Source organism: Aeromonas sp. FDAARGOS 1406 (assembly GCF_019048565.1).
Lineage (GTDB): Bacteria > Pseudomonadota > Gammaproteobacteria > Enterobacterales > Aeromonadaceae > Aeromonas > Aeromonas caviae.
The window spans coordinates 217,529-243,590 of record NZ_CP077378.1 but is presented as its reverse complement, the minus strand read 5'-3'; the positions used below and the strand labels follow the sequence as shown (position 1 = coordinate 243,590).

At 59.5% G+C, this 26,062-nt stretch carries 18 protein-coding genes; 12 read left to right on the top strand and 6 right to left on the bottom strand.

Annotation, left to right across the window (positions count from 1 at the left end; translation table 11 throughout):
- Positions 1-96 precede the first annotated feature (96 nt).
- Positions 97-2,895 carry a response regulator gene (locus I6L36_RS01110; RefSeq protein WP_041211503.1) on the bottom strand — a complete coding sequence of 933 codons (2,799 nt, stop codon included), beginning with the start codon at positions 2,893-2,895 and terminating at the stop codon, positions 97-99.
- Between the two features lie 153 nt (positions 2,896-3,048).
- Between I6L36_RS01110 and trxC the strand changes: the two genes are divergently transcribed.
- The 3 genes from trxC (at position 3,049) to I6L36_RS01095 (ending at position 5,800) form a co-directional block, all read left to right on the top strand.
- Positions 3,049-3,489, top strand: a complete 441-nt coding sequence (gene trxC, locus I6L36_RS01105) for a thioredoxin TrxC (protein WP_041211504.1) — start codon at positions 3,049-3,051, stop codon at positions 3,487-3,489.
- Positions 3,490-3,643: 154 nt separating this feature from the next.
- Complete coding sequence (locus tag I6L36_RS01100) at positions 3,644-5,032, top strand: DASS family sodium-coupled anion symporter (RefSeq protein WP_041215077.1); 1,389 nt, start codon at positions 3,644-3,646, stop codon at positions 5,030-5,032.
- Between the two features lie 201 nt (positions 5,033-5,233).
- On the top strand, positions 5,234-5,800 hold the full coding sequence (locus I6L36_RS01095) for a cytochrome b/b6 domain-containing protein (protein WP_080770075.1): 567 nt from the start codon (positions 5,234-5,236) through the stop codon (positions 5,798-5,800).
- A 64-nt stretch (positions 5,801-5,864) separates the two neighbouring features.
- Here the strand turns inward: I6L36_RS01095 and I6L36_RS01090 are convergent, their stop codons facing one another.
- Both I6L36_RS01090 and I6L36_RS01085 read right to left on the bottom strand, forming a co-directional pair.
- Positions 5,865-8,339: a glycogen/starch/alpha-glucan phosphorylase gene (locus I6L36_RS01090; RefSeq protein WP_104452978.1), complete on the bottom strand. Its 2,475-nt coding sequence runs from the start codon at positions 8,337-8,339 to the stop codon at positions 5,865-5,867.
- A gap of 393 nt (positions 8,340-8,732) precedes the next feature.
- Positions 8,733-8,930, bottom strand: coding sequence for a DUF4250 domain-containing protein (locus I6L36_RS01085; RefSeq protein WP_005323525.1), 198 nt, complete (start codon positions 8,928-8,930; stop codon positions 8,733-8,735).
- A 234-nt stretch (positions 8,931-9,164) separates the two neighbouring features.
- Between I6L36_RS01085 and I6L36_RS01080 the strand changes: the two genes are divergently transcribed.
- Complete coding sequence (locus tag I6L36_RS01080) at positions 9,165-9,644, top strand: cell division inhibitor (protein WP_104452979.1); 480 nt, start codon at positions 9,165-9,167, stop codon at positions 9,642-9,644.
- Between the two features lie 73 nt (positions 9,645-9,717).
- A complete protein-coding gene (locus I6L36_RS01075; RefSeq protein ID WP_147273920.1) occupies positions 9,718-9,933 on the top strand; it encodes a hypothetical protein in 216 nt (71 codons plus the stop codon).
- 81 nt (positions 9,934-10,014) lie between these two features.
- On the opposite strand, the gene I6L36_RS01070 is transcribed toward I6L36_RS01075, so the two are convergent.
- On the bottom strand, positions 10,015-11,538 hold the full coding sequence (locus I6L36_RS01070; protein WP_010674897.1) for a fumarate hydratase: 1,524 nt from the start codon (positions 11,536-11,538) through the stop codon (positions 10,015-10,017).
- Between the two features lie 210 nt (positions 11,539-11,748).
- Between I6L36_RS01070 and pabB the strand changes: the two genes are divergently transcribed.
- The 3 genes from pabB to I6L36_RS01055 all read left to right on the top strand — a co-directional run bounded on the left by pabB (position 11,749) and on the right by I6L36_RS01055 (position 15,243).
- Positions 11,749-13,119, top strand: a complete 1,371-nt coding sequence (gene pabB, locus I6L36_RS01065; RefSeq protein WP_050498229.1) for an aminodeoxychorismate synthase component I — start codon at positions 11,749-11,751, stop codon at positions 13,117-13,119.
- 43 nt (positions 13,120-13,162) lie between these two features.
- Positions 13,163-13,729, top strand: a complete 567-nt coding sequence (locus I6L36_RS01060) for a CoA pyrophosphatase (protein ID WP_104453290.1) — start codon at positions 13,163-13,165, stop codon at positions 13,727-13,729.
- Positions 13,730-13,944: 215 nt separating this feature from the next.
- Positions 13,945-15,243 carry a serine/threonine transporter gene (locus tag I6L36_RS01055; protein ID WP_029314600.1) on the top strand — a complete coding sequence of 433 codons (1,299 nt, stop codon included), beginning with the start codon at positions 13,945-13,947 and terminating at the stop codon, positions 15,241-15,243.
- 735 nt (positions 15,244-15,978) lie between these two features.
- Here I6L36_RS01055 and sstT read toward each other — a convergent pair.
- Positions 15,979-17,229 carry a serine/threonine transporter SstT gene (gene sstT / locus I6L36_RS01050; RefSeq protein WP_010674901.1) on the bottom strand — a complete coding sequence of 417 codons (1,251 nt, stop codon included), beginning with the start codon at positions 17,227-17,229 and terminating at the stop codon, positions 15,979-15,981.
- Positions 17,230-17,561: 332 nt separating this feature from the next.
- Between sstT and I6L36_RS01045 the strand changes: the two genes are divergently transcribed.
- The 4 genes from I6L36_RS01045 to I6L36_RS01030 all read left to right on the top strand — a co-directional run bounded on the left by I6L36_RS01045 (position 17,562) and on the right by I6L36_RS01030 (position 24,806).
- On the top strand, positions 17,562-19,484 hold the full coding sequence (locus I6L36_RS01045; protein ID WP_053288419.1) for an ATP-dependent DNA helicase RecQ: 1,923 nt from the start codon (positions 17,562-17,564) through the stop codon (positions 19,482-19,484).
- 572 nt (positions 19,485-20,056) lie between these two features.
- Entirely contained in the window at positions 20,057-21,979 is a 1,923-nt protein-coding gene (locus I6L36_RS01040) for a PrkA family serine protein kinase (protein ID WP_010674903.1), read from the top strand.
- Positions 21,980-22,003: 24 nt separating this feature from the next.
- Entirely contained in the window at positions 22,004-23,275 is a 1,272-nt protein-coding gene (locus I6L36_RS01035; protein WP_053288418.1) for a YeaH/YhbH family protein, read from the top strand.
- A 10-nt stretch (positions 23,276-23,285) separates the two neighbouring features.
- Positions 23,286-24,806: a SpoVR family protein gene (locus I6L36_RS01030; protein ID WP_039040868.1), complete on the top strand. Its 1,521-nt coding sequence runs from the start codon at positions 23,286-23,288 to the stop codon at positions 24,804-24,806.
- Positions 24,807-24,831: 25 nt separating this feature from the next.
- Here the strand turns inward: I6L36_RS01030 and I6L36_RS01025 are convergent, their stop codons facing one another.
- Positions 24,832-26,034, bottom strand: coding sequence for an ISL3-like element ISAeme19 family transposase (locus tag I6L36_RS01025; protein WP_081843999.1), 1,203 nt, complete (start codon positions 26,032-26,034; stop codon positions 24,832-24,834).
- Positions 26,035-26,062 lie beyond the last annotated feature (28 nt).

The following is a 26,062-nucleotide window of genomic DNA, read 5'->3' as shown; positions in this document are numbered from 1 at the left end:
AGAAGCTCAATACAATCGCCCCCTGGCGGGGGCGAACGAGTGGGTCATCATAGCCTGAAGCGGGTGACTTGAGAACGATTGCTATCTTGCCCTCCCTCAGAGCCGCTTGTCGGGGGGCGAAAACGGGAAGGCGACCGACTCCTGCTGCTCCCCGGTGAGCAGGAAGTGGGAGACCTCCTCCCGGGTCTGGGTAAAGACCTGCTGCAACTGGTTGAGCTCCCCCTCGCTCAGCTCCTCCTGCAGCCGCAGCCGCCACTCCAGTTCCCCGGCCAGCAGTTGCAGGCGGGAAGCGGAGATGTTGGCCGACACCCCCTTCAGGGTATGCAGCAAGCGGCACGCCACTTCGGGCTGCTGGCGACGCAGGGCGGTGCGGATGTCCCACAGATCGTCCTTGTGCTCGGAGAGGAACAGCTTGAAGAGGATCTGCAGCGCCTCCCTGTCATGCTCCAGCCGGCGCAGGGCATCCTCCAGATCCAGCACGCCCATGAGGGCCGGCGGCTTGACCTCGATGGGCACCTTGGGCTCCCCGCCGCTGCTCTTCACCCATTGCAGCAGGTTGTTGTAGAGATCGAGCTTGCTCACCGGCTTGGTGACATAGCCGTTCATGCCGACGCCAAGGCAGCGCTCCCTGTCCCCCGGCATGGCGCTGGCGGTGAGGGCGATGATGGGCACATCGTGCTTGTCCACCATCTTGCGGATCTGGCGGGTGGCATCCAGCCCGTCCAGCACCGGCATCTGCAGATCCATCAGGATGACGTCGAACGGCTGCTCCGCCACCTGCTCCACCGCCTCGCGGCCGTTGTCCACCACGGTGACCTTGGCCTCCACCCGGCGCAGGTACTCCAGAATGAGCTGCTGGTTGACCCGGTTGTCCTCGGCCAGCAGCACCCGGGTACCGCGCAGCAGCTCCCGGAACTGCTGCTGATCCCCCTGGGCCTCCGCCTGGCGGACCTTGCTGTCATGGGAGCTGCCGTTGAGCAGTTCGTCCACCTTGGCCAGCAAGGCGTTTTCGGTCATGGGCTTGGCCAGGAAATGGGTCAGTCCCATGCTCTCCATCCGCCCGTGCAGCCCCTCCCTGGACCAGGCGCTGGTCATCAGGACAGGCAGGCGCCGCCACTGGCTGTGCTGGTACATCTCGAGAGCCAAGTCCAGGCCATCCTCCTGACCCATGCGCCAGTCGAGGATGGCGAGGCGGATGTGATGCCCCTCTTCCCGCAGCACCTGACGGGCGCGGGAGAGGCTGTTGACCGTGATGACGGACGCCCCCGCCCGTCCCAGGATGTCCTTGGCCAGCTCCAGCACCAGCTCGTTGTCATCCATCATCAGGATCAGAGGCTGGTGATCGAAGAAGACCCGGCGCCCCGAGACACCGTACACCGCCTGGGAGATGGGGATCTCGAACAGGAAGGTGGATCCCACCCCGGGCTTGCTCTGCACGGTGATCTCCCCGCCCATCAGCCCCACCAGCCGCTGGGAGATGTTGAGGCCAAGCCCGGAGCCGCCATATTTGCGGGTATTGCCCGCCTCCAGCTGGGTAAAGGGCTGGAACAGCTGGGCCTGTTTCTCCGGGGCGATGCCGATGCCGGTATCCCGCACGCTGAAACAGACCCGCATGGGATGCTGGCTGGTGAGCGTAATGGCCACCTCCACCTCGCCCCGCTCGGTGAACTTGATGGCATTGTTCACCAGGTTGACCAGCACCTGACCGAGGCGCAGCGGATCCCCGCGCAGGAAGTCGGGCACGGCGGGAGACTTGTTGATGATGACCTCGATGTGCTTGCGCTCCGCCAGATCCGCGAACATGGCGGCGAGGGAGTCGAGCTGCTCGCTGAGATCGAAGTCGATCTCCTCCAGAGTCAGCTTGCCGGACTCCACCTTGGTGAGATCCAGGATGTCGTTGATGAGCAGCAGCAAGGTATCCGACGAGGATTTGATCTTGTTGAGATAGTCCCGCTGCTGGGGATCCAGACTGGTTTGCAGTGCCAGGGCGCTGAAGCCGATGATGGCATTCATGGGGGTGCGGATCTCGTGGCTCATGTTGGCCAGGAAGTCGCTCTTGGCCTGGGCCAGCAGCGCGGCATGGCGAGAGAGCTCGCTCAGCTTCTGGTTGCGACGCCACAGGGTCGCGGCCACCAGCGAGAAGCAGAGCAGCGCTCCCCCCAGCACCATCAGGTAGAAGCGGCTCTTGAGAGAGGAGGCCCGCTCCAGCTTGCTCTGCTTCCAGGCGGGCAGCGAGCTCAGCCCCTTCATCTCCACCACCTGATTGCGCAGGCGATGGTACTCCATCACCTGCTGATTGAACTCCTGGCCCAGCCGAACGAGGGCCGCGACCCTCGGCTGCTCGCCATAGCGGTCGAGCAGGTGCTGCTGGAGTTGCAGCAGTTGCCGCTGCTCGTTCTGATCCCAGCTGCGTCTGAGGTAGTGGTGCAGGCGCATGAGTTCGGTCAGGTCGCGGTACTGCGCCTCACCGACCGGCAGGGTGCCTTGCAACGCCTTGAGCTGGCCCTGGAAGCGGGGAGCCAGATACTCGATGGTCATCTCCATGGTGTAGAGCCTGGCGAGATCCAGCAGATAACCGTCGATGTCCCGCTGCAACGCCTGGGAGCCGGGGTCGTCCACCGACTCCGGATCCTCGTGCACCAGCCTGACGAACCTGTCCAGGTGACTGGAGAGCAGGCTCAGGCGTTGCTGTACGCTGCCATCGCTGGCCTTCTCGCGCCCCAGCAGATAGACGGTATCGGTATTGACCCGATTGAGCACCATCTCAGCCGCCACGCTCAAATCGAAGGCACGCTGCTGCTGGCTGAGCAACTGCCAGCAATAGGCAGAAAAGCCCACCAGCGATACGATGATAAGGCCAAAGACAACACGATTGGCCCGTGCAACACTCTTCATCCCGTCTCGATTCTCATGTCATGGTCGGCCATCCGGTGACATCAGGTCACGGCCGGAGGCCAACTGTGAAAAACCACTGAGTGCTATGTTACCGTTAGTCGGCGCTTTGATTGCAATAAAGATGTTGCCGGACCATGAAATAAGGAAGCAATTATGTCACTTGTCACCACCTATTGTAGCCAATGCTTTACCCGCAACCGCCTGCCTGTCGAAAAAGCAGACTCAAACGCGAAGTGCGGCCGCTGCCGTCACCCCCTCTTCGAACAAACCCCGGTGGCGGGGCGTCAGGCCAGCTTCGATGCCCTGATCCAGTCCGACATCCCGGTGGTGGTGGACTTTTGGGCAAGCTGGTGTGGCCCCTGCCTCCAGTTTGCCCCCGTCTTTCAGGAGGTCGCCCGGGAGCTTGAGCCCCGCCTTCGCTTCGTGAAACTCGATACCGAGCAGGAGGCCGCCATCGCAGGTCGCTATGGCATCCGCAGCATTCCTACCCTGATGGTCTTCCAGCGGGGGGAGATCCTGGCACAGCGCAGCGGCGCCCTGCCCAAGAGCCTGTTCAAGGAGTGGCTGCTCTCCTTCACCTCCCCCGTCAAATGAAAACAAAATGTTTCATTTCTGTTTGATTGAAGATCCATTTTCACTTGACTCTGTGAGTCGCCACATGATTTGACCATATCCCCCTGTTTCAAACAGGGGGATAAATGTAACCTCGGCATCACAACAACAACCATAAATTAACCGAGAGAACGTTATGCACACATCGGCTGTACCTACGACTCCCCCCTCACGCTGGCTGGACATCAAGTCCGGGATCGTCATCCTGGATCTGCTCCTGCTCTGCGCCATGCTGGCATGGCTCCCGTTTGACCCCATGGTCAACAAGGGGCTGGCCATCCTGATCTTCATCGCCATCCTCTGGCTGACCGAGGCCGTGAACATCACCATCACCGCCATCTCCATCCCGGTGCTCGCCACCCTGCTCGGGGTGTTCGACATGAGCAAGTCGCTGACCGACTTTGCCAACCCCGTCCTGTTCCTCTTTTTTGGCGGCTTTGCCCTCGCGGCAGCCCTCTCCAAGCAGGGACTCGACACCCAGATCGCCGGCAAGGTGATGCAGCTCGCCAAGGGACACCTGGGCTGGGCTTCCATCGTGCTCTTCACCATCACGGCCGCCCTCTCCATGTGGATCAGCAACACCGCCACCGCGGCCATGATGATGCCGCTGGCCCTCGGCATGCTGAAGGGGCTGGACGTTCACAAGGAGCGCCGCACCCTGGTCTTCGTGCTGCTTGGCGTCGCCTATAGCGCCAGCATCGGTGGCATCGGCACCCTAGTGGGCAGCCCCCCCAATGCCATCGCCGCCGCCCAGATGGGCTTGGGCTTCACCGACTGGCTGGAGTTCGGCATCCCCGTGGTGATCATCTTCATGCCGGTAGGTATCGGCCTGCTCTACTGGGTGACCCGTCCCAATCTCTCCCACCAGGTGAGCACCGAGCAGGTCACCATTGAATGGACAGGTCAGCGCAAAGTGACCCTGGCCATCTTCCTGACCACGGTGCTGCTGTGGATTGGATCCCAGCCTCTTGCCAAGGCGCTGGGCGGCATTCCCCAGTTCGATACCCTGATCGCCATGGGCGCTATCCTGGCCATCGCCGTCAGCCGGGTCGCCAGCTGGGATGACATCAACCAGAACACCGACTGGGGCGTGCTGCTGCTGTTCGGGGGTGGTCTCACCTTGAGCGCCATCCTCAAGCAGACCGGGGCCAACGCCTTCCTGGCGGAGCACCTCTCCAGCGGCCTCTCCTCCATGCCCATCTTCGTGATCCTGCTCTGCCTGGCCGCCTTCGTGGTGTTCCTGACCGAGCTGGTCTCCAACACCGCCACCGCCGCGCTGCTGGTGCCGCTGTTCGCCGGGGTGGCCGAGGCTCTGGGGGTCTCCCCCATCGTGGTCTCCGTGCTGATCGCCGTCGGCGCCTCCTGTGCCTTCATGCTGCCGGTGGCCACGCCCCCCAACGCCATCGTCTTCGCCAGCGGCCATATCCAGCAACGGGAGATGATGCGGGCCGGCCTGGTACTGAACCTGGTGTTCACCGTCATCCTGACCATGCTGGCCTATTTCATGGGGGATATCCTCCACTGAGGTTCGCCCCCTAATGCCCCTCCAAGCCCCGCATCGCCGGGGCTTTTTCTCGCCCCGACACCACCGCACTCCCTACCCGTGACATCACGGCGACATTAACTCGCACTTAAGAAATCACCTCCATGATGCTGACAACGGCCATCACGCAGCCATGGCTGACGATGGCGATGATCATGGACATCACGACAAGGGGATCACCTCATGGGAAAGACGATGCAGAACAACCGTGAAATCAAGGTATGGGATCCGGTGGTCAGGGGATTTCACTGGGCCACTGTGCTGTTGTGCGTGCTGAATCTCTTCATCCTTGAAGAGGGAGCGCGCAACCACCGCTATGCGGGATATGCGCTGGCAGGACTGCTGGTACTGCGCATCGTATGGGGTTTCATCGGCTCCTATCATGCCCGCTTCGCCCAGTGGCTGCCGACACCGGCCGGCGTCATCACCTATCTCAAGGAGACGATCAAGGGGCGCCACCCCTACTACGCCGGTCACAATCCTTTGGGGTCCTTGATGATACTGCTGCTGTTGACCTGCCTTGTCGGCACCGCCGCCAGCGGGATCATGACCGAATACGGGCCGCTCTCCGGCACCCATCGCATGGAAGAGATCCACGAGTTCTTTGCCAAGGGGTTGCAGGTGGCCATCTTCGTCCATGTGCTGGCCGTCATCGCCCTGGATCGCCTGGTACGGGGCGATCTCGTCAGGGCGATGATCACCGGCAAGAAACGGGTGCCGGCGGACACCCGGGTGGTCGACAGGCCCTGAGCCTCCCTCAGCCCGACAGATGAAAAAAAACCCCGCATCGCGGGGTTTTTCACAGGAGCAGACATCAACCGACGCTGCAGCTCGTCAGTTTCCAGATCCGGTCTACGTAATCCTGGATGGAGCGGTCGGAGTTGAACTTGCCCATGGTGGCCGAGTTGATGATGGCTTTCTTCGCCCACAGGGCCGGATCCCGGTACCAGGCGTCGATCAGCTTGTGCGTCTCGGAGTAGGACTCGAAATCGGCCAGGGTCAGGTAAGGGTCTCCCCCTTCCAGCAGGGAACGCTTGATGGAGGAGAGTTCCCCCGGGCGACCCGGCGTGAAGTAGTCGGTATCAAACCAGTCCAGCACGGCTTTCAGTTCGGAGTTGGCGTAGTAGAAGTCATACGGGTTGTAGCCGCGCGCCTTCAGGGACTTCACCTCGTCCACATTCAGACCGAAGATGGCGCAGTTTTCGGCACCCGCCTCTTCGGCGATCTCGATGTTGGCTCCATCCAGCGTCCCGATGGTGATGGCACCGTTCAGCGCCATCTTCATGTTGCCGGTACCGGATGCTTCGTAACCTGCGGTGGAGATCTGCTCGGAGACATCCGCCGCCGGGATCAGCTTCTCGGCAAGGCTCACGCGGTAGTTCGGCATGAACACCACTTTCAGCTTGCCCTGGATACGGGCGTCGTTGTTGACCCGCTCCGCCAGCTTGTTGATGGCGTAGATGATGTCCTTGGCCAGCTTGTAGCCGGGCGCCGCCTTGGAGCCGAAGATGAACACCCGCGGATGCATGTCATAGTCCGGGTTCGCCAGCAGGCGACGGTAGAGCGCCATGATGTGGATGAGGTTCAGCTGCTGGCGCTTGTACTCGTGCAGACGCTTGATCTGGACGTCGAAGATCGCCTCCGCGCTCACGTCGATGCCGGTTTCCGCCTTGATGACCTTGACCAGCTTCTCCTTGTTGTGGCGCTTGATGGTCATGAACTGCTGCTGGAACGCCTTGTCGTCGGCAAACTTCACCACGCTGCGCAGCTTGTCCAGTTGCAGCGGCCACTCCTTGCCCACTACCTCGTTGTAGAGTTCGGCCAGTTCCGGGTTGCAGGCCAGCAGCCAGCGACGGGGAGTCACGCCGTTGGTGACGTTGCACATCTTCTCGGGCCACAGCTCGGCATACTCGGGGAAGAGATCTTCCTTCACCAGCTTGGAGTGGATCTCGGCCACACCGTTCACCTTGGAGGAGCCGATGACGCACAGGTTGCCCATACGCACCTTGCGCACGTCACCCTCTTCGATGATGGAGAGCTTGGCCTTGATGGCATCGTTGCCCGGCCACTTGGGCTCCACCAGCTCGTTCAGGAAGCGGGCGTTGATTTCATAAATGATCTCGAGGTGACGGGGCAGTACCTTCTCGAACAGGCTGACGGACCACTTCTCCAGCGCTTCCGGCAGCAGGGTGTGGTTGGTGTAGGAGAAGACCTGATAGCAGATGCCCCAGGCGGTATCCCAGTTCAGCCCCTCTTCGTCCACCAGCACGCGCATCAGCTCGGGGATGGCCACGGTGGGGTGGGTATCGTTGAGCTGGATGGCGATTTGCGCGGCAAAGTTGCTGAAGTCACTGCCATGCACCCGCTTGTAGCGACGCATGATGTCCTTGATGGAGCAGGCGCAGAAGAAGTACTGCTGGATCAGGCGCAGCTCCTTGCCGGCGTCGGTCTCATCGTTCGGGTAGAGCACCTTGGAGATGGTCTCGGCCTGGGCCTTCTCGGCCTGGGAGTCGATATAACCACCGGCGTTGAACACGTCCCAGTCGAAGAACTCGGAGGCGCGGGATTCCCACAGACGCAGGATGTTGACGGTGTGACCACCGAAGCCGACCACCGGAATGTCCCAGGGCACCCCTTTGATCTTGCGACCGGCGTGCCACACCTTCTTCAGGCCACCCTTGTCACCAAAGACGGTCTCCACGTAGCCGTAGAGCGGGATCTCCTGCACCGATTCCGGGCGGCAGATCTCCCAGGGGTTGCCATATTCGCGCCAGGAGTCCGGACGCTCGATCTGACGGCCATCCTGAATTTCCTGACGGAACAGGCCGTGCTCGTAGTGGATGCCATAGCCCACCGCCGGGTAGTTCAGAGTGGCCAGGGAATCGATGAAGCAGGCAGCCAGACGACCCAGGCCGCCGTTGCCAAGGGCCATGTCAGGCTCTTGTTCACACAGATCGGTCAGTTCCAGACCAAGTTCACCCAGCGCCTCTTCACAGACTTTGTAGAGGGAGAGGTTGTGCAGGTTGTTGGAGGTCAAACGCCCCATCAAAAATTCAGCAGAGAGATAGTGAATCGCACGAGTATCTTTCTTGAAGTGAGCCTGCTGAGTACGGGTCAGGCGCTCGTACACCTGTTCATTGACGGCGGCAGCGGTCGCTTTCCACCAGGCATCCGGAGAGGCTTTCTGTTCGCTTGTACCCAAGGTAGAACGCAGGTGACGCACGATACTCGCCTTGAGCTGATCTTTATCCAGTTGGAGATCCTGGTCTGTCTTCTTCTTGGTAGCCATAAACCATTTTCCTTCGTTACAAATAAAAAATGTCATCCCATCGGGTGGACCGGCGCTGTTGTTATCTCAGAATATGCTCCGGCGGGGGCATACTAGCTAAAGCCAAGGGTTTAAAAGTTAACGTGAGTCACACTTTAACGCATAAAAATGACAGTTTCACCATGAAAACCCTTTCCTTGAGCCAGCCTGAATGAAATATAAATTTCGTTTTAAATCATAGTGATATAAGAAAACAAAAAAGATAGTTTCATGAATAGGTTTTCAATGATTGCCTGTGACTGAAAATACGTGAAAATAACCGCCGACTAGGGAGAAATTGAAAGCGCTTTCAATTCACACCCCCTCGTCAGGTAATAAAAAGGATGCCCCAATCGGAGCACCCTTTGATTTCAATTAACCATGTGCCTTGAACTGATTGCTCATAGGGTCGTAGTGATACCCGATCTGTTGCAGACGGGTAGCCAGCTGATCTTCTGTCATATCGTAGTAAGCCAGCAGCTCTTCCAGACCATCACACTCCAGCCGCAGCTTCTCGTTGATGATCCCGAGCAGAATGTTCGCATCCAGTCGTTGCAAGGTACTAACGTCCATCTCGCTCCCTCCTCTCCCTATACAGGACTGTATAACCATGAGCGCCGACCCGAAGTTTGTCTACAGGTTAAAAAACACCCTGTATAAGGAAGATATAAATATCCTTTTTAATCATGTAGTTAAAGTCATCTCCTGTTAATCGGCTCACACTTTTAGCCACAAATGACTTGTCACTCCTTGCGAACAGAACTACTGTATGTGCATACAGCATGGTTATTCATACAGGAACGACATATGAGCCAGCCCCTGAATCTTTGCCCCCCCTCCTCCTCTGCCGGTCTGATCACCACCTGGCCCACTCGCCATCAGAGCAAGATGGGACAAGAGCAGCGGCGCGGCCCTCTCCATCAGGAAGCGCCGCTGCTGGATGCCCTGGGGCAACTGAGTCAGTCTGACAGTGGCTGGATCCTGCTCGTCGCCCCGCCCGGTCTGCCCGCCGCCGCGCAATTGCAGGCCAGAGGGATCAATCCTGCCAGGGTGCTTGTCGTGCACGCCCCCAAGATCAAGAATTGGCAGCGCCTGCTGGAGCAGAGCCTGATCAATGGTCACTGCGCCGCCGTGCTGACCTGGCTGCCCGAACAGGTCGCCCTGGACCGGAGCACATTGAGCACCCTGGGCCAACGTGCCGGTGTCCTGACCCGCTTCTTCGAGCCCTCAACCCCTCTGGGTGGGGCACTGAGCTACGGCGGCCAGGATATCTACCTGAACCACTGATCGCCCCTTCGGCGTAACAGCCAATGCGCCGGCATTGCCCACCGGGTTATCCAGGCTTCCGACCCGGGATGCCATGACGACAAAGACAAAGCAGCACAGCAGCACAGCAGCACAGCAGCACAGCAGCACAGCAGCACAGCAGCACAGCAGCACAGCAGCACAGCAGCACAGCAGCACAGCAGCACAGCAGCACAGCAGCACAGCAGCACAGCAGCACAGCAGCACAGCAGCACAGCAGCACAGCAGCAGTAAATTTGCTCAGGCCCAGACCGTCAAATGGGGCCCGTAAAAAAGGCGACCCGAGGGTCGCCTTTCAACATGCTGCTGTACGGGGGCTAATCGCTCTCCGTTTGCATCGAAGTCCGATTGATCAAGCCAGCTTGGTCTCCAGCTCGGCAATCTTGGCGGACCAGTAGGCCGGGCCGGTCTCGTGGATGTTGTTGCCCTGGGAGTCGACCGCCACGGTGACCGGCATGTCTTCCACCTCGAACTCGTAGATGGCCTCCATCCCCAGATCGGCAAAGGCCACCACGCGCGCCTTCTTGATGGCTTTCGCCACCAGATAGGCGGCGCCGCCCACCGCCATCAGGTAGACAGCCTGGTGCTGCTTGATGCTCTCGACCGTCTTGGGGCCGCGCTCGGACTTGCCGATCATGCCGATGAGGCCGGTTTCTCCCAGCATCATGTCGGTGAATTTGTCCATCCGGGTGGACGTGGTGGGGCCAGCCGGGCCGACCACCTCGTCACGCACCGCATCGACCGGGCCCACGTAATAGATGAAGCGGTTGGTGAAATCGACCCCTTCCGGCAGTCCTTCACCTTTTTTCAGCATGTCGGCGATGCGCTTGTGGGCGGCGTCGCGGCCGGTCAGGATCTTGCCGGAGAGCAGCACGGTATCACCGCTCTTCCAGCTGGCAAGCTCTGCCTTGGTGATGCCATCCACGTTGACCCGGCGCACATTGCCACCGGACTCACGGGTGATCTCCGGCCAGTCTTCCAGCCTGGGGGGTGTCAGCTCCGCCGGGCCGGAGCCATCGAGTTCGAAATGCACGTGACGGGTGGCGGCGCAGTTGGGGATCATCACCACGGGCTTGGAGGCGGCGTGGGTCGGTGCGGATTTCACCTTCACATCCAGCACCGTGGTCAGGCCGCCCAGCCCCTGGGCACCGATCCCGAGCTTATTGACCTTGTCATAGAGCTCGACCCTCAGCTTCTCTTCGGTGGTCTCGGGACCACGGGCAATCAGCTCCTGGATGTCTATGTGCTCCATCAGAGCTTCCTTGGCGAGCACCGCCGCCTTCTCGGCGGTGCCGCCGATGCCGATGCCGAGCATGCCGGGCGGGCACCAGCCAGCCCCCATGGTCGGCACCGTCTTGAGTACCCACTCCACGATGTCGTCGGAGGGATTGAGCATCACCATCTTCGATTTGTTTTCGGAGCCGCCGCCCTTGGCCGCGATACTCACTTCCACCTTGTTGCCCGGGATCATGTCGATGTGCACGACAGCGGGGGCATTGTCTTTGGTGTTCTTGCGGCTGCCGGCCGGATCCGCCAGCACGGAGGCGCGCAGCGGGTTGTCCGGATTGGTATAGGCGCGGCGGGTGCCCTCATCCACCATCTCCTGGACCGTCATGTCGCTGTCCCACTGTACCTGCATGCCGATCTTGACGAAGCAGGTGACGATACCGGTGTCCTGACAGAGCGGGCGATGACCTTCGGCAGACATGCGGGAGTTGATCAGAATCTGGGCCAGGGCATCTTTGGCGGCCGGGTTGATCTCGCGGTCATAGGCGGCCTTGGCGGCCTGCACGAAATCGAGGGGGTGGTAGAAGGAGATGTACTGCAGGGCGTCAGCAATGGAATCGATAAAGTCCTGTTTTCTAATGATGCTCATATCATCCTCACTGGTCCTTGTTATCGCTTGCGCGAGCAAGGGCTTCCATATGAGCCGGGCCTTCGGCAGGTGGCAAATGCACCTGGAGCCGGCAGACTGCGGCGTGTTTTTATAACGGTGTTTTTCTTAAAAATGCCGGCGGCCATGATACGCTTGACCACCCGAACCGGCTAGGGAGCCGGGCGCAAACTGTTGCCTATGTAACAAAAAATGAAACCAAGACTGCATATCCACCATTTCGACCCGCAGGCCTCGCTCCACACCTGGTTTGCCTGCCTGCAACACCAACCCTGGGCCATCCTGCTGGAATCCGCCGGCCCCCTGGGGGCTGACAACGGTTTTGACATCATCAGCGCCGATCCGCTTGCCACCCTGGAAACCCGGGGTACCAGCACCTGCCTCACCCAGGATAACCACCAGCACCATCATGACGGCGATCCCCTCGCCCTGCTCGCCAAGACCCAGCAAGCCCTGCTTGGGGAGCGCGTTGAGGATGACTCGGGATTGCCGTTTATCGGGGGAGCCCTGGGACTCTTTGGCTACGATCTGGGCCGACGATTCGAGCGTCTGCCCGCAGTGGCGCAACAGGACATCCAGGTGCCCGACATGGCGGTCGGGATCTACGACTGGGCGCTGCTGCGAAATGTCGCGACGGGACACTGGCAACTGGCCCACTGGGGTGATGAAGCCGGCCTCGCCCGCAGGCTCGACTGGCTGATGGCGCAGCGCGAACGAACCACCCTCCCCCTTCGCCTGACCGGCCCCTGGCAGAGCAACATGACGCGGGCCGAATACGGAGACAAGTTTGCCCGTATCCAGGCCTATCTGGCGGCGGGGGATTGTTACCAGATCAACCTGACCCAGCGCTTCAGCGCCCCTTATCAGGGGGATGAATGGTCCGCCTATCTCGCCCTGAGCGCCGCCAACAAGGCGCCGTTCTCCGCCTTTGTCCGCTTGCCGCACAGCGCCATTCTGAGCCTCTCCCCGGAGCGTTTCCTGCTGCTCGACAAGCGCCATATCGAGACCAAGCCCATCAAGGGCACCCGTCCTCGCCACCCTGATCCCGCCCAGGATGCCAGGGTGGCCGAGTCGCTCGCCAGCGCCGACAAGGACAGATCGGAGAACCTGATGATCGTCGATCTGCTGCGCAACGACATCGGCCGGGTGAGCCGGCCGGGGTCGGTCACGGTCCCGCACCTCTTTGCCGTGGAATCCTTCCCGGCGGTGCATCATCTGGTTTCCACCATTCACGGAGAACTGGATGCGCGCTGGCAAGAAGTGGATCTGCTGCGGGCCTGCTTCCCCGGCGGCTCCATCACAGGGGCTCCCAAGATCCGGGCGATGGAGATCATCGAGGAGCTGGAACCGGTGCGGCGCAATGCCTACTGCGGCAGCATCGGTTATCTGAGTCAGCACGGAAGGATGGATACCAGCATCTGCATCCGTACCCTGATCGCCGAAGCCGGTCAGCTGCACTGCTGGGCGGGGGGCGGCATCATCGCCGACTCCGATCCCGACGCCGAATATCAGGAGACCTACGACAAGGTGGCCCGCATCCTGCCACTGCTCGATGCCCTTTGACCCCATCCGGCCCTGCGGGGCCGACACAAGGAGACCCATGGAGATGACGAGTGCCGAGCTGCTGACCCGCTTTTTGCTGCAGCGCCCCGCCCCCGCCCATCGCCTGGCACTGGCCGGGCTCAAACCTGCCGCCGTGTTGATCCCCCTGGTGGAGCGCCCCGAGGGCCTGCACCTGCTGCTGACGCGCCGCAGCGCCGCCCTGCGCCACCACCCGGGGCAGATCAGCTTTCCCGGCGGGCGCCAGGACCCGGAAGACCGGGACCTCATTCACACCGCGCTCAGGGAAACCGAGGAGGAGCTTGGCATTCCCCCCTCCCAGATCCGGATCATCGGCAGCCTCACCCCTCTCAATACCGTCTCACGCTTCGATGTGCTGCCGGTCCTCGCCATGCTCGACCCAGGCTACGGGCTGACCCTGAGCCAGGACGAGGTGGCCCAGGCCTTCGAAGTCCCCCTCGCCCACGTGCTGGATCCGGGGCAGCACATAGCCCTGAGCCTGCCAAGGGCGGACGGACGTCACACCATCTATTGGATCCCTTGGGAGCAATCTTTCATCTGGGGGGCCACTGCCAGCATGATCCGCCAGCTTGCCCAACACATCTCGACATAACATTTCGACAACATGATGAGGTGGGAAATTATCCAGTTAACATTCAAATAACACTGCATTTGATAAATAAGTTTTGATTTTTTATTCTTTTGATCACATTTCTACAAGAAAGTACGGGTTTTAGCCGCACAAAGGTGAATTTGATCAACATTTTTGATTAAAAAGAAAGTATTCTTGCGCCGACTAATTAAAACCACACATTCGGGGTGAGACACATGTCCAATACTGTCACTGGCGCACAGGATGTTGCAGCCGCACAGGAGCAAGGAATCAGCTCGGTCCAATCTCGCGGTTGGAGTAAACAAGACACCACCTGGGTGATCAGCCTGTTCGGTACCGCCGTCGGTGCAGGTATCCTGTTCCTGCCCATCAACGCCGGCATGGGTGGCTTCTGGCCGCTGGTAGTGATGGCGCTGCTGGTCGGCCCCATGACCTACCTGGCACACCGTGGTCTGGCGCGCTTCGTGCTCTCCTCCAAGCAGCCCAATGCCGACATCACCCAGGTGGTGGAAGAGCACTTCGGCGTGGGTGCCGGTAAATTGATCACCCTGCTCTACTTCTTTGCCATCTACCCCATCGTGCTGATCTACGGCGTGGGCATCACCAACACGGTGGAAAGCTTCCTGGTCAACCAGTTGCAGATGACGCCGCCCCCGCGCTGGATCCTCTCCATCGTGCTCATCATGGCCATGATGTCCGTGATGCTGGCTGGCGAGAAGCTGATGCTGAAAGTGACCGAGTTCCTGGTCTATCCGCTCATCGCCATTCTGGCGGGCATCTCCCTGTACCTGATCCCGGACTGGACCGGTGCGGCCCTGAATGAAATGCCGAGCACCAAGGATTTCGCCACCACCCTGTGGCTGACCATCCCGGTGCTGGTGTTCTCCTTCAACCACAGCCCGGCCATCTCCAGCTTCGCCCTGGCTCAGCGCCGTGATCACGGTGAGCATGCCGTCGCCAAGTCCGACGCCATCCTCAAGCGCACCGCCATCATTCTGCTGGGCTTCGTGATGTTCTTCGTCTTCTCCTGCGTGATGAGCCTGACGCCGGCCCAGCTGGCAGAAGCCAAGTCCCAGAACATCGCCGTGCTCTCCTACCTGGCCAACCAGCATGCGAGCCCCATCATCTCCTACTTCGGTCCGCTGGTTGCCTTCGTGGCCATCGTCTCCTCCTTCTTCGGCCACTATCTGGGTGCCCGTGAAGGTCTGAAAGGGATGATCGTCCAGAACATGCGCAGCTCCGGCAAGGCACCGAACCACAAGAAAGTGGAGCTGTTCATCATCGCCTTCTTCATCCTGACCCTGTGGGGCGTGGCCGTGATCAACCCCTCCATCCTCGGGATGATCGAATCCCTGGGTGGCCCCATCATCGCCACCATCCTGTTCCTCATGCCCATGTACGCCATCAAGCGCGTTCCGGCCATGGCGAAATACCAGGGTCAGATCAGCAACGTCTTCGTGGCGACCATGGGCCTCATCGCCATCTCCGCCATCCTCTATCAACTGGTCGGCTAAGCCTTCCTGCGATACCGTCGGGCCAGCATCTGGCCCGGCGCCTCCCACAGCCCGGCAGATCTCCTCTGCCGGGCTGTGTTCGTTATGATCATCAGACACTGGACTCAGATGATCAGAGCCCCTCAGATCAAAGACAGCCCTTTCATCCACTCTCTTTCCCCTTGGTGACAGCTTGCCGCTCATATTCCTTTCCCCATGGCACACGACCAAGGCGTGCTGCGTTATCCCGTCATCTGCCGCACGCCATTTGCCTTGCCAGACAGAACACCAGAGCCCTTGTCCTTACCAGGAACGCCCGATCTTCGGGGTTTAGCCCAGAGAGCCCAGATCCCCACCCAATTGAGCCTTTCTTCAAGGCATTCAAGGAAAATACCGGCCACAGGGCGCAGGCAAACCGCCGAGAGGGCCTTGACCGGGCTTCCCGTACAGCGTCCGAAGAGCAGATGACCCCTTCGGTCACCAGAGGGGATGCCACAGGCCGCCATGCTGACAGCACAAACAGCCCGATATGCCCTGCCGAATGCAGTGCCGGGCACGCGGGTACAGGGAATGGCTTGTTGGCGGTGGCGAGAACACGTAAGGCGGCCAACGGGCCCCTCCCGGGAAATCACACAGGGGGATCCGAGCACTGTCAGTGCCATGACACGGCGAGAAGGTGCAGGGCGCCTGACGCGCGCGCAAATAAAAAGCGCCCTCCGAAGAGGGCGCCTGTGCAGAGCGGAAAGTCTGAGGGGATCAAGCTTCGCGGCTGGGGACCGGGGCGGCATCCAGCAGGCTCTCATCCTCGGCCATGCAGGCGGCCGCAGTGAACAGCACGTCGGTGGAGCTGTTGAGGGCCGTTTCGGCGGAATCCTGCAACACCCCGATGATGAAGCCAACGGCCACCACCTGCATGGCGATGTCGTTGCTGATACCGAACAGGCTGCACGCCAGCGGGATCAGCAGCAGGGAGCCGCCCGCCACACCGGAAGCGCCACAGGCACTGATGGTGGCGACGACGGAGAGCAGAATGGCGGTTGCCATGTCCACTTCCATCCCCAGGGTATGCACCGCCGCCATGGAGAGCACGGTAATGGTGATGGCGGCGCCGGCCATGTTGATGGTGGCCCCCAGCGGGATGGAGACCGCATAGGTGTCTTCCGGCAGGCGCAGCCTCTCGGCCAGGGCCATGTTGACCGGAATGTTGGCGGCGGAGCTGCGGGTGAAGAAGGCGGTCACACCGCTCTCTTTCAGGCAGGTCAGCACCAGGGGATAGGGGTTGCGCTTGATCTTCCAGAAGACGATGAGCGGATTGACCACGAAGGCGATGAACAGCATGCAGCCGATCAGTACCACCAGCAGCTGGGCATAGCCAAACAGCGCATCGAAGCCGGTTTCAGCCAGGGTGGAGGCAACCAGGCCCAGGATGCCGAGTGGAGCGCAACGGATCACGGCCTTGACGATGGCGGAAACCCCGTGGGACACATCGGAAATCAGTGATTTGGTGCTCTCATTGGCGTGACGCATGGCGATACCAAGGCCGATGGCCCAGGCCAGGATGCCGATATAGTTGGCTTCCAGCAGTGCTTTCACCGGGTTGGTCACCACGTTGAACAGCAGGGTCTGCAGCACTTCCGTGATGCCCCCCGGCGGCGTGATCTCGGTAGCGCCTGCCACCAGATGCAGGTTGGAGGGGAAGAGGAAGCTCGCCACCACTGCCACGGCAGCCGCCAGGAAGGTACCCAGCACATAGAGCAGCAGGATCGGTTTCATGTTGGTCTTCTGACCCTGCTTGTGGCCGATGATCGCCGACATCACCAGCACGAAGACCAGCAGCGGCGCCACGGCCTTCAGGGCGCCGACGAACAGGCTGCCGAGCAGACCCGCCGCCTTGGCCCACTCGGGCATGAACATCGCAAGAAGGATACCGAATACCAGACCGACTAGGATCTGGCTAACCAGACTGGTGCTGTTGACCAGTCGAATGAGGGGGTGTTGTTGTGTCATCAAGTAGTCCCTGTGCACTCATGGTGCGTGAATCATTAGTCCTGTTGGCAACCAGCCCCGCGCATTGGCACCGGTCCGTTGACGGTGACGCCGTGGGCAGCTCTTCTGGTGGATCTGTCCCGTTCGCGTGGGGTTGCGGACAAGAATATCCCATCTGCCATGGTTTTTTTCCACATAATCACTGAAAAATATCAGGGTTACCTCACAAAAAATCTACAACAATGTGATAACACAATATCAACCACGGTCAAAATGTCACCAAACCAGTCCGATCATCGGCCACCACTGGGCCAGAAGTGATATGATGACGCCCTTTTTCAGGGAGCCTTGCCATGATCACCTCTTTATTGACCCGACACTTCGGCTTTGATCGCTTGCGGCCCGGGCAGGAAGCGGTGATCAGTCGTCTGCTGGCCGGCAAGAGCGCCGCAGCCATCTTCCCGACTGGCGCGGGGAAATCCCTCTGTTATCAATTGCCCGCCCTCGCACTGCCCCACCTGACCCTGGTCATCTCTCCCCTGCTGGCCCTGATGCACGATCAGCTCGCCTTTTTGCGCAGCAAGGGGATCGCCGCCGCCACTCTGGACTCCAGCCAGACAGCGGAAGAGAGCCGGCGCGTGATGCAGCAGGCCAGCGATGGCCAGCTCAAGATCCTGATGATTTCGGTGGAGCGCCTCAAAAATGAGCGCTTTCGCCGCTTCATCGCCCACATCCCCCTGTCACTGCTGGTGGTGGACGAGGCCCACTGCATCTCGGAGTGGGGCCACAACTTTCGCCCCGACTACCTCAAGCTGCCGGATCATCGCCGTGAACTGGCCATCCCCCAGGTGCTGTTGCTGACCGCCACCGCCACCCCGGCCGTCATGGCGGACATGCAGGCAAAATTTGCCATCGACCGGGACGATCTGGTGGTCACCGGTTTCTACAGACCCAATCTGGATCTGGCCGTCCTCCCGCTGGCCGGCAGTGCCCGCGATACCTGGCTGCGCGAGGAGCTGCACCGGGATCCGGCCGCCCCCACCATCGTCTACGTGACTCTGCAACACAGCGCAGAGCAGTGCGCCGCGCAGCTACAGGCCAGCGGCATCCGGGCATGCGCCTACCATGCGGGGCTCGATCCCGCCCTGCGCAGCCAGATCCAGCATGACTTCATGGCTGGCAGACTCGACTGCATCGTGGCCACCATCGCCTTTGGCATGGGCATCGACAAGGCCGACATTCGCCGGGTCATTCACTACGACCTGCCCAAGTCCATCGAGAACTACAGTCAGGAGATAGGCCGCGCCGGACGTGACGGGCTTCCCTCCCGCTGCACCGTGCTGGCGAGCCGCGCCCAGTTGCCGGTACTGGAAAACTTCGTCTATGGGGATACGCCGGACAGGGACGCCATCGCGCACTTGCTCGATATCGTGCGCCAGAGCGGCGCTGAGTGGGAATTCAGCCTGCTGCGCCTCTCCAACGAGACCAACATTCGCCAACTGCCCCTCAAGACCCTGCTGGTCTATCTGGAGATGGCGGGGGTCATTGCACCGGCCTACAGCTACTTTGCCGAGTACCGCTTCAGGTTCGTACTGGAAAAACAGGCGATCCTCGCTCGTTTCAATTCCGAACGCCGCCAGTTCCTGGAGCAGGTCTTTGCCTGCGCACCCCAGGCGCGCACCTGGAGCACCATGGACTTCGAAGCGCTGTGGCAGGGATACCAGGGGGAACGCCAGCGCGCCGCGACGGCGCTGGACTACCTGCAGCAGCAGGGTTGGATCGAGCTTGAAAGCAAGCAGATGACCGAGGTCTATCGGGTGCTGAGCCAGCAAATCGATACCGCGACCCTGGCCGAAGAGCTGCATGGATTGTTTGAAAAGAAAGAGCAGAGCGAACTGGCCCGCCTTCAGGCGCTGCTGGCCTTTTTCACCTCGACCACCTGCCTCAGCCATGAGCTTGCCCGCTATTTTGCCGACGACGCGGCCCCCGAGCGGTGCGGGCACTGTTCCGTCTGCCGGGGAGAGATCGCCGTGTTGCCGCCGCTTGCATCACCGGGCTTGCCCAACGAGCACGGTTTGCGCGCCTGGTGCGATCCGCTGATCGCCCTGTGCCATCAGCGCCATCCCAGGATCCTGACCCGTTTCCTGTGTGGCATCGCCACCCCGCTGACGACCCGTCTCAAGGCCAGGGATCTGGCCGGTTTTGGCCAGTTGGCGGACCATCCCTTCGCCGAGGTGCTGGCGGTGGTGTCAGCCCTCTATCCCGCCGAATCCTGAGCTTGCAGGTTTGGCGCCGTTCAGGCGCTGAAAAAATAAGACCCTCGCGGATGCGAGGGTCAAGCCAACGGAAACGTGCTTAAACAGAGCTTAGTATCTGCACAATCACCCACTCTCTTGCTAAAGCGATGACTGCTCGACACAGGGCCAATCTAGAGCAGCCAGAATGTAGCGTCAATGTAAAAATTAGAGCAAAAGCATCAAACAAATAACGTTACGTTAACGTAAGCGACACGTCTTTTTACCCTCTATTCCCTGCCGCCCTTGCCCTTGCTGGCACCGCCCCCTGACAAAACAGAGCGTCACCATTTTCTCCCTCTGGCACACAAAGATTTATTTTTTATGTCTTTGACATTTGCATCACTGTCGTGGCAAAAATAATTTAACAGTCAGTAACATAGGTATGTCACTTACTGCTTCTTCCCGCACGAGGATCGGGAAGCTCCCGCACAAACTTAAACCAATGATGGCGATGGATTACTGGGGGCTGTTGACTAGGCTTAAGAGGTAAACAGAACAAAAGTAGTGATCCACTCTTTTTCAGGGCAAGCGACTATAGCGAGGGCTAAGTTATGGGCATCTTCGAGCACTATCAACAGCGGTATGAGAAGGCCAGAGAGGAGGAGTACAGCATCCAGGAGTTTCTGGATATGTGCAAACAGGACAAATCCTGCTACGCCTCTGCCGCCGAACGTCTGCTGACCGCCATCGGCGAGCCGGAAATGATCGACACCTCGACCAATCCACGTCTCAGCCGTCTCTTTTCCAACCGCGTCGTCGCACGTTATCCCGCTTTCAAAGACTTCTATGGCATGGAAGAAGCCATCGAACAGATTGTCTCCTATCTCAAACATTCCGCTCAGGGTCTGGAAGAGAAGAAACAGATCCTCTATCTGCTCGGACCGGTTGGCGGCGGTAAATCCTCGCTGGCAGAGAAACTCAAATCCCTGATGCAAAAAGTGCCCATCTATCGCATCAAGGGCTCACCAGTGAATGATCACCCCTTCTGCCTGTTTGACATCGACGAAGATGGCGAAATCCTCGAGAAGGAGTACGGCATCCCTCGCCGTTATCTGCGCCCCATCATGTCTCCCTGGGTCGCCAAGCGCCTTCACGAGTTTGGCGGCGACATCACCAAGTTCAAGGTGGAGAAGGTGAACCCCTCCATCCTCGATCAGATCGCCATCGCCAAAACCGAACCGGGGGACGACAACAACCAGGACATCTCCTCCCTGGTCGGCAAGGTCGATATCCGCATGCTGGAACACTTCGCCCAGGATGATGCCGATGCTTACTCCTACTCCGGTGCGCTATGCAAGGCAAACCAGGGGATGATGGAGTTCGTCGAGATGTTCAAGGCCCCCATCAAGGTGCTGCACCCGCTGCTGACGGCGACGCAAGAGGGGAACTACAACGGTACCGAGGGGCTCTCCGCCCTCCCCTTCGACGGCATCCTGCTGGCCCACTCCAACGAATCCGAGTGGCAGCAGTTCCGCAACAACAAGAACAACGAAGCCTTCCTCGACCGTGTTTACATCGTCAAGGTGCCCTACTGCCTGCGCGTCTCGGAAGAGGTGAAGATCTATGAAAAACTGCTGTTCAACAGCGAGCTGACCGAGGCCAAATGCGCACCGGGTACTCTGGAGTTGCTGGGCCAGTTCTCGGTGCTGTCGCGGCTCAAGGAGCCGGAAAACTCCAGCCTCTATTCCAAGATGCGAGTCTATGACGGCGAGAGTCTCAAAGACACGGATCCCAAAGCGAAAAGCTATCAGGAGTACCGGGATTATGCGGGGGTTGACGAGGGCATGAACGGCCTTTCCACCCGTTTCGCGTTCAAGATCCTCTCCCGTGTCTTCAACTTCGACCACGCGGAAGTGGCAGCCAACCCGGTGCACCTCTTCTATGTGCTGGAGCAGCAGATAGAGCGCGAGCAGTTCCCGCAAGAGCTGCACGATCGCTATCTGGAGTTCATCAAGGGTTACCTGACTCCGCGCTACGTCGAGTTCATCGGCAAGGAGATCCAGACCGCCTACCTCGAGTCGTATTCAGAGTACGGTCAGAACATCTTCGATCGCTACGTCACCTACGCCGACTTCTGGATCCAGGATCAGGAGTATCGTGACCCAGAAACCGGCCAGCTGTTTGACAGAGCGTCTCTCAACAGCGAGCTGGAGAAAATTGAAAAACCTGCCGGGATCAGCAACCCGAAAGATTTCCGCAACGAAATCGTCAACTTCGTGCTGCGTGCCCGGGCCAACAATGCAGGCCGTAACCCCAACTGGACCAGTTACGAGAAGCTGCGCACCGTGATCGAGAAGAAGATGTTCTCCAACACGGAAGAGCTGCTGCCGGTTATCTCCTTCAACAGCAAAACCTCGGCTGAGGAGCAGAAGAAGCACGATAACTTTGTCGAACGGATGATGGAGAAAGGCTACACACGTAAACAGGTGCGGCTGCTCTCCGAGTGGTATCTCAGGGTACGCAAGTCATCCTGACCCTGCCGTGTTCAAGGGGGAGTTATGGCGCATTTTATCGACCGCAGGCTCAACGGCAAAAACAAAAGCGCTGTCAATCGGCAGCGCTTCATCCGCCGCTACAAGAAGCAGATAAAACAAGCGGTCTCGGATGCTGTCTCCAAGCGCAGCATTCAGGACGTGGACAAGGGTGAGAGCATCAGCATCCCGACCAAGGACATCGGGGAACCCCATTTTCATCAGGGTCATGGCGGCAAACGGGAGATGGTGCATCCAGGCAACGACCAGTTCGTATCTGGTGACAAGATTGACCGGCCCAAAGGGGGTGGCGGCGGCCAAGGGAGTGGCGAGGGCCAGGCTTCGGATCAAGGAGAGGGAGTCGATGATTTCGTCTTCCAGATCTCCAAGGACGAGTACCTGGACTTGCTGTTCGAGGATCTGGAGCTGCCGCGGCTGCAAAAGACCCAGCTCAACCAGCTGATGGAGATGAAGACCTATCGGGCCGGCTACACCTCCAACGGGGTGCCTGCCAACATCAACGTGGTGCGCTCCCTGCAAAATTCGCTGGCGCGGCGCATGGCGCTGCAGGCAGGCAAGAAACGTCAGTTGCGTGAACTGGAGGAGCGCCTGGCCCAGCTGGCTTGCGAGCCCAACGACCATTTCGCCGAAATGGCGCAACTTGAAAAAGAGATCAGGGAGCTGAAACGACGGATCGATGCGGTCCCCTTTATCGACACCTTCGACCTCAAATTCAACAACTTTGTCAAACGGCCCGTCCCCTCGAGCCAGGCGGTGATGTTCTGCCTGATGGACGTCTCCGGTTCCATGGATCAGGCTACCAAGGAGATGGCCAAGCGTTTCTATATCCTGCTTTATCTATTCCTGAGCCGGACTTACAAGAATGTCGAGGTGGTCTACATCCGCCACCACACCCAGGCCAAGGAGGTGGACGAGCACGAGTTCTTCTACTCCCAGGAGACCGGCGGCACCATCGTCTCCAGTGCGCTCAAGATGATGAACGACATCATCAACGAACGTTTTCCCGCCAACCAGTGGAACATCTATGCGGCGCAGGCCTCTGATGGTGACAACTGGGCCGATGACTCACCCCAGTGCAGGGAGATCCTGATGCGCGACATCATGCCGCGGGTGCGTTACTACTCCTACATCGAGATCACTACCCGCGCCCACCAGACCCTGTGGCACGAATATGAGGCGGTGGCAGAGCAATACGCCCACTTCGCCATGGAGCACATTCGCAAGGTCGAGGACATTTATCCGGTGTTCCGGGAATTGTTCAAGAAGCAAGCGGCTTGAGGGATCACATATGGTAGAAACCGCAAGAAAGATAGCGCCGCTGGACGATGGTCCTGACTGGAACTTCGATCTGCTGGAGCTTTATCACCAGGAGATAGCCCGGGTCGCCAAATTCTATCGGCTCGACACCTATCCCAACCAGATCGAGGTGATCACTGCAGAGCAGATGATGGATGCCTACTCCAGTGTCGGCATGCCCATCGGTTATCAACACTGGTCATTCGGCAAGCGCTTTATCCACACCGAGCGCAACTACAAGCGCGGCCAAATGGGACTGGCCTACGAGATCGTCATCAACTCGGACCCCTGCATCGCCTATCTGATGGAAGAGAACACCATGCCGATGCAGGCGCTGGTCATGGCCCACGCCTGCTATGGTCACAACTCCTTCTTCAAGAACAACTATCTGTTCAAGGCCTGGACCGATGCCTCCTCCATCATCGACTACCTGTTGTTTGCCAAGAACTACATCACCGAGTGCGAGGAAAAACACGGCATCGATGCGGTGGAGAAACTGCTTGACTCCTGTCATGCCCTGATGAACTTCGGGGTGGATCGTTACAAGCGGCCCCAGAAGATTTCTCTGGCCGAGGAGAAACGGCGCCAGAAGGCGCGGGAAGATTATCTGCAAACCCAGGTCAATGAGCTGTGGCGTACCCTGCCCAAGCAGCACAAGATTGCCGGGGTGGAAGACAGGCGCTATCCTGCCGAGCCTCAGGAGAACATCCTCTATTTCATCGAAAAGAATGCCCCCCTGCTCGAGCCCTGGCAGCGCGAGGTGGTGCGTATCGTGCGCAAGATCAGTCAGTACTTCTACCCGCAGAAGCAGACGCAGGTGATGAACGAGGGCTGGGCCACCTTCTGGCACTACACCATTCTCAACCACCTCTATGACGAGGGAAAAATCAGCGATCGCTTCATGCTGGAGGTACTGCACAGCCACACCAACGTGGTCTATCAGCCCCCCTACAACAGCCGGTATTACTCGGGGATCAACCCCTACGCCCTTGGCTTTGCCATGTTCACGGACCTGCGTCGCATCTGCGAACACCCGACCGAGGAGGACAGATACTGGTTCCCCGATTACGCTGGCACCAACTGGGTCGAGACATTGCATTTCGCCATGCAGAACTTCAAGGACGAAAGCTTCATCAGCCAGTTCCTCAGTCCCAAGGTGATGCGCGACATGAAGCTCTTTGCCATCGATGACGACGATCTGAAGAACTACCTCAAGGTGTCCGCCATTCACAATGAAGAGGGCTACCGACTGGTGCGTAGCACCCTGTCCGCTCAATACAACCTGAGCAACCTGGAGCCCAACATTCAGGTCTACAACGTGGCAGTGAAAGGCGATCGCTCCCTGACCCTGCGCTATGTTCCCCACAACCGCATCCCCCTTGGCGAGTCACGCCACGAGGTGCTCAAGCATCTGCATCAGCTGTGGGGCTTCGATGTGGTGCTGGAGCAGGACAATGGCGAGCTATCCGCAGATATCATCGGCCGTTGTCCGGACCGCAAGAGCATGACCTGACGTCAGTGCCGGGCATAAAAAAGGTTCATCGCGGCTTTCCGGGGAAGGCCGCCTTGATTTTCAGAAAAAAGTATTCTGAGTCCCTAAATCCATATGCCATGCGCTTTATCACTTTGATCTTGTTGTTCACCCCTTCCAGCACACTCGTGTGCATCGGGTAGTTTGCACTCGCCAGGATCCCCCGCATATATTTCGATAAATTTCGACCAAATCGTTGCAGCGGCGCTAGCCCGCTTTCCTTCACCTGCCGCATCCAGCTCCGCCATCGTCGCCATCCTTCCCACACGCTCGGCGCATACCAGATGCCCTTCAACGCCTCTTTCAGCACGTACACCATCGCCAGCGGTTGATTCGCCGCCAACAGCTCCTGCAACTTCACATCCTGTTTTTCACTCAGCTTCGCCCGATTACGTAGCAGCAACCAACGCGCACTTTTGACCACTTTTCGCGCCGGTTTATCGCTTTTCAGTGCATTCGCCTGCTCCACTCGCACCCGGTCCACCACCTCTCGGCCATAGCGAGCCACCACGTGGAACAGGTCGTAGACCACCTCCGCCTGCGGGCAGTGTTGCTTCACCTCCAGGTCGAACGCCGTGTTCATGTCCATCGCCACCGCCTCAATCTGCTGGCATCGCTCGCCGAGCTGCTCGAAGAAGGGACGGATAGCGGCCCGACTGTTGCCGTGCCCCACCCACAGGACGCGGGTTCGCTCGGCATCCATGATCACGGTGGCATAGCGGTGTCCCTTGTGCAGGGCAAACTCATCCATCACCAGCCGCCGCACCTCCCCAAGTTCGATGGTGCCCACACTGGTCTGCAAACGGCGCTTGTCGATCTCCTTGATGGTGTGCCAACCGACCCCGGTGAGCTGGCTGACATGGCGGATGGGGAGGTACTGAACGAGCGCTTCAATCCAGCACTGCATGCGCCGGGTGAGGCGGGAGCCAGAGGGGAGCCAGTCGATATGTTCACTGACGCGACCACAGCGCAGACAGTCGACGCGGCGAACAGGCAGTTGTAACCAGACTTGTCGGTCAAATAGGTCTCGCTCACGCACCCGGCGGATACGTTGGTCGTGGATCAATGGCGTGGGTTGCAGGCATCGGCGACAACGGGGCAAGAAGTCGGCGCGAGGCTCAAGGGTAAACAGGGTGTGATGGTTGGCAGAAAGCGCTTGGGCGATGACGGTATAACCTGGCCAGAAGGAGGCAATATCAATATGATGCACGGCGACAGCAGGGTGATGGTGGTGGTGT

Coding starts and splice junctions, on each gene's coding strand:
- pabB (WP_050498229.1), top strand. CDS start 11,749: ATGAAACCAAGACTGCATATCCACCATTTCGACCCGCAGGCCTCGCTC.
- I6L36_RS01085 (WP_005323525.1), bottom strand. CDS start 8,930: ATGGACGTTAGTACCTTGCAACGACTGGATGCGAACATTCTGCTCGGG.
- I6L36_RS01110 (WP_041211503.1), bottom strand. CDS start 2,895: ATGAAGAGTGTTGCACGGGCCAATCGTGTTGTCTTTGGCCTTATCATC.
- I6L36_RS01090 (WP_104452978.1), bottom strand. CDS start 8,339: ATGGCTACCAAGAAGAAGACAGACCAGGATCTCCAACTGGATAAAGAT.
- I6L36_RS01030 (WP_039040868.1), top strand. CDS start 23,286: ATGGTAGAAACCGCAAGAAAGATAGCGCCGCTGGACGATGGTCCTGAC.
- I6L36_RS01035 (WP_053288418.1), top strand. CDS start 22,004: ATGGCGCATTTTATCGACCGCAGGCTCAACGGCAAAAACAAAAGCGCT.
- I6L36_RS01040 (WP_010674903.1), top strand. CDS start 20,057: ATGGGCATCTTCGAGCACTATCAACAGCGGTATGAGAAGGCCAGAGAG.
- trxC (WP_041211504.1), top strand. CDS start 3,049: ATGTCACTTGTCACCACCTATTGTAGCCAATGCTTTACCCGCAACCGC.
- I6L36_RS01080 (WP_104452979.1), top strand. CDS start 9,165: ATGAGCCAGCCCCTGAATCTTTGCCCCCCCTCCTCCTCTGCCGGTCTG.
- I6L36_RS01075 (WP_147273920.1), top strand. CDS start 9,718: ATGACGACAAAGACAAAGCAGCACAGCAGCACAGCAGCACAGCAGCAC.
- I6L36_RS01100 (WP_041215077.1), top strand. CDS start 3,644: ATGCACACATCGGCTGTACCTACGACTCCCCCCTCACGCTGGCTGGAC.
- I6L36_RS01060 (WP_104453290.1), top strand. CDS start 13,163: ATGACGAGTGCCGAGCTGCTGACCCGCTTTTTGCTGCAGCGCCCCGCC.
- I6L36_RS01045 (WP_053288419.1), top strand. CDS start 17,562: ATGATCACCTCTTTATTGACCCGACACTTCGGCTTTGATCGCTTGCGG.
- I6L36_RS01070 (WP_010674897.1), bottom strand. CDS start 11,538: ATGAGCATCATTAGAAAACAGGACTTTATCGATTCCATTGCTGACGCC.
- sstT (WP_010674901.1), bottom strand. CDS start 17,229: ATGACACAACAACACCCCCTCATTCGACTGGTCAACAGCACCAGTCTG.
- I6L36_RS01055 (WP_029314600.1), top strand. CDS start 13,945: ATGTCCAATACTGTCACTGGCGCACAGGATGTTGCAGCCGCACAGGAG.
- I6L36_RS01095 (WP_080770075.1), top strand. CDS start 5,234: ATGGGAAAGACGATGCAGAACAACCGTGAAATCAAGGTATGGGATCCG.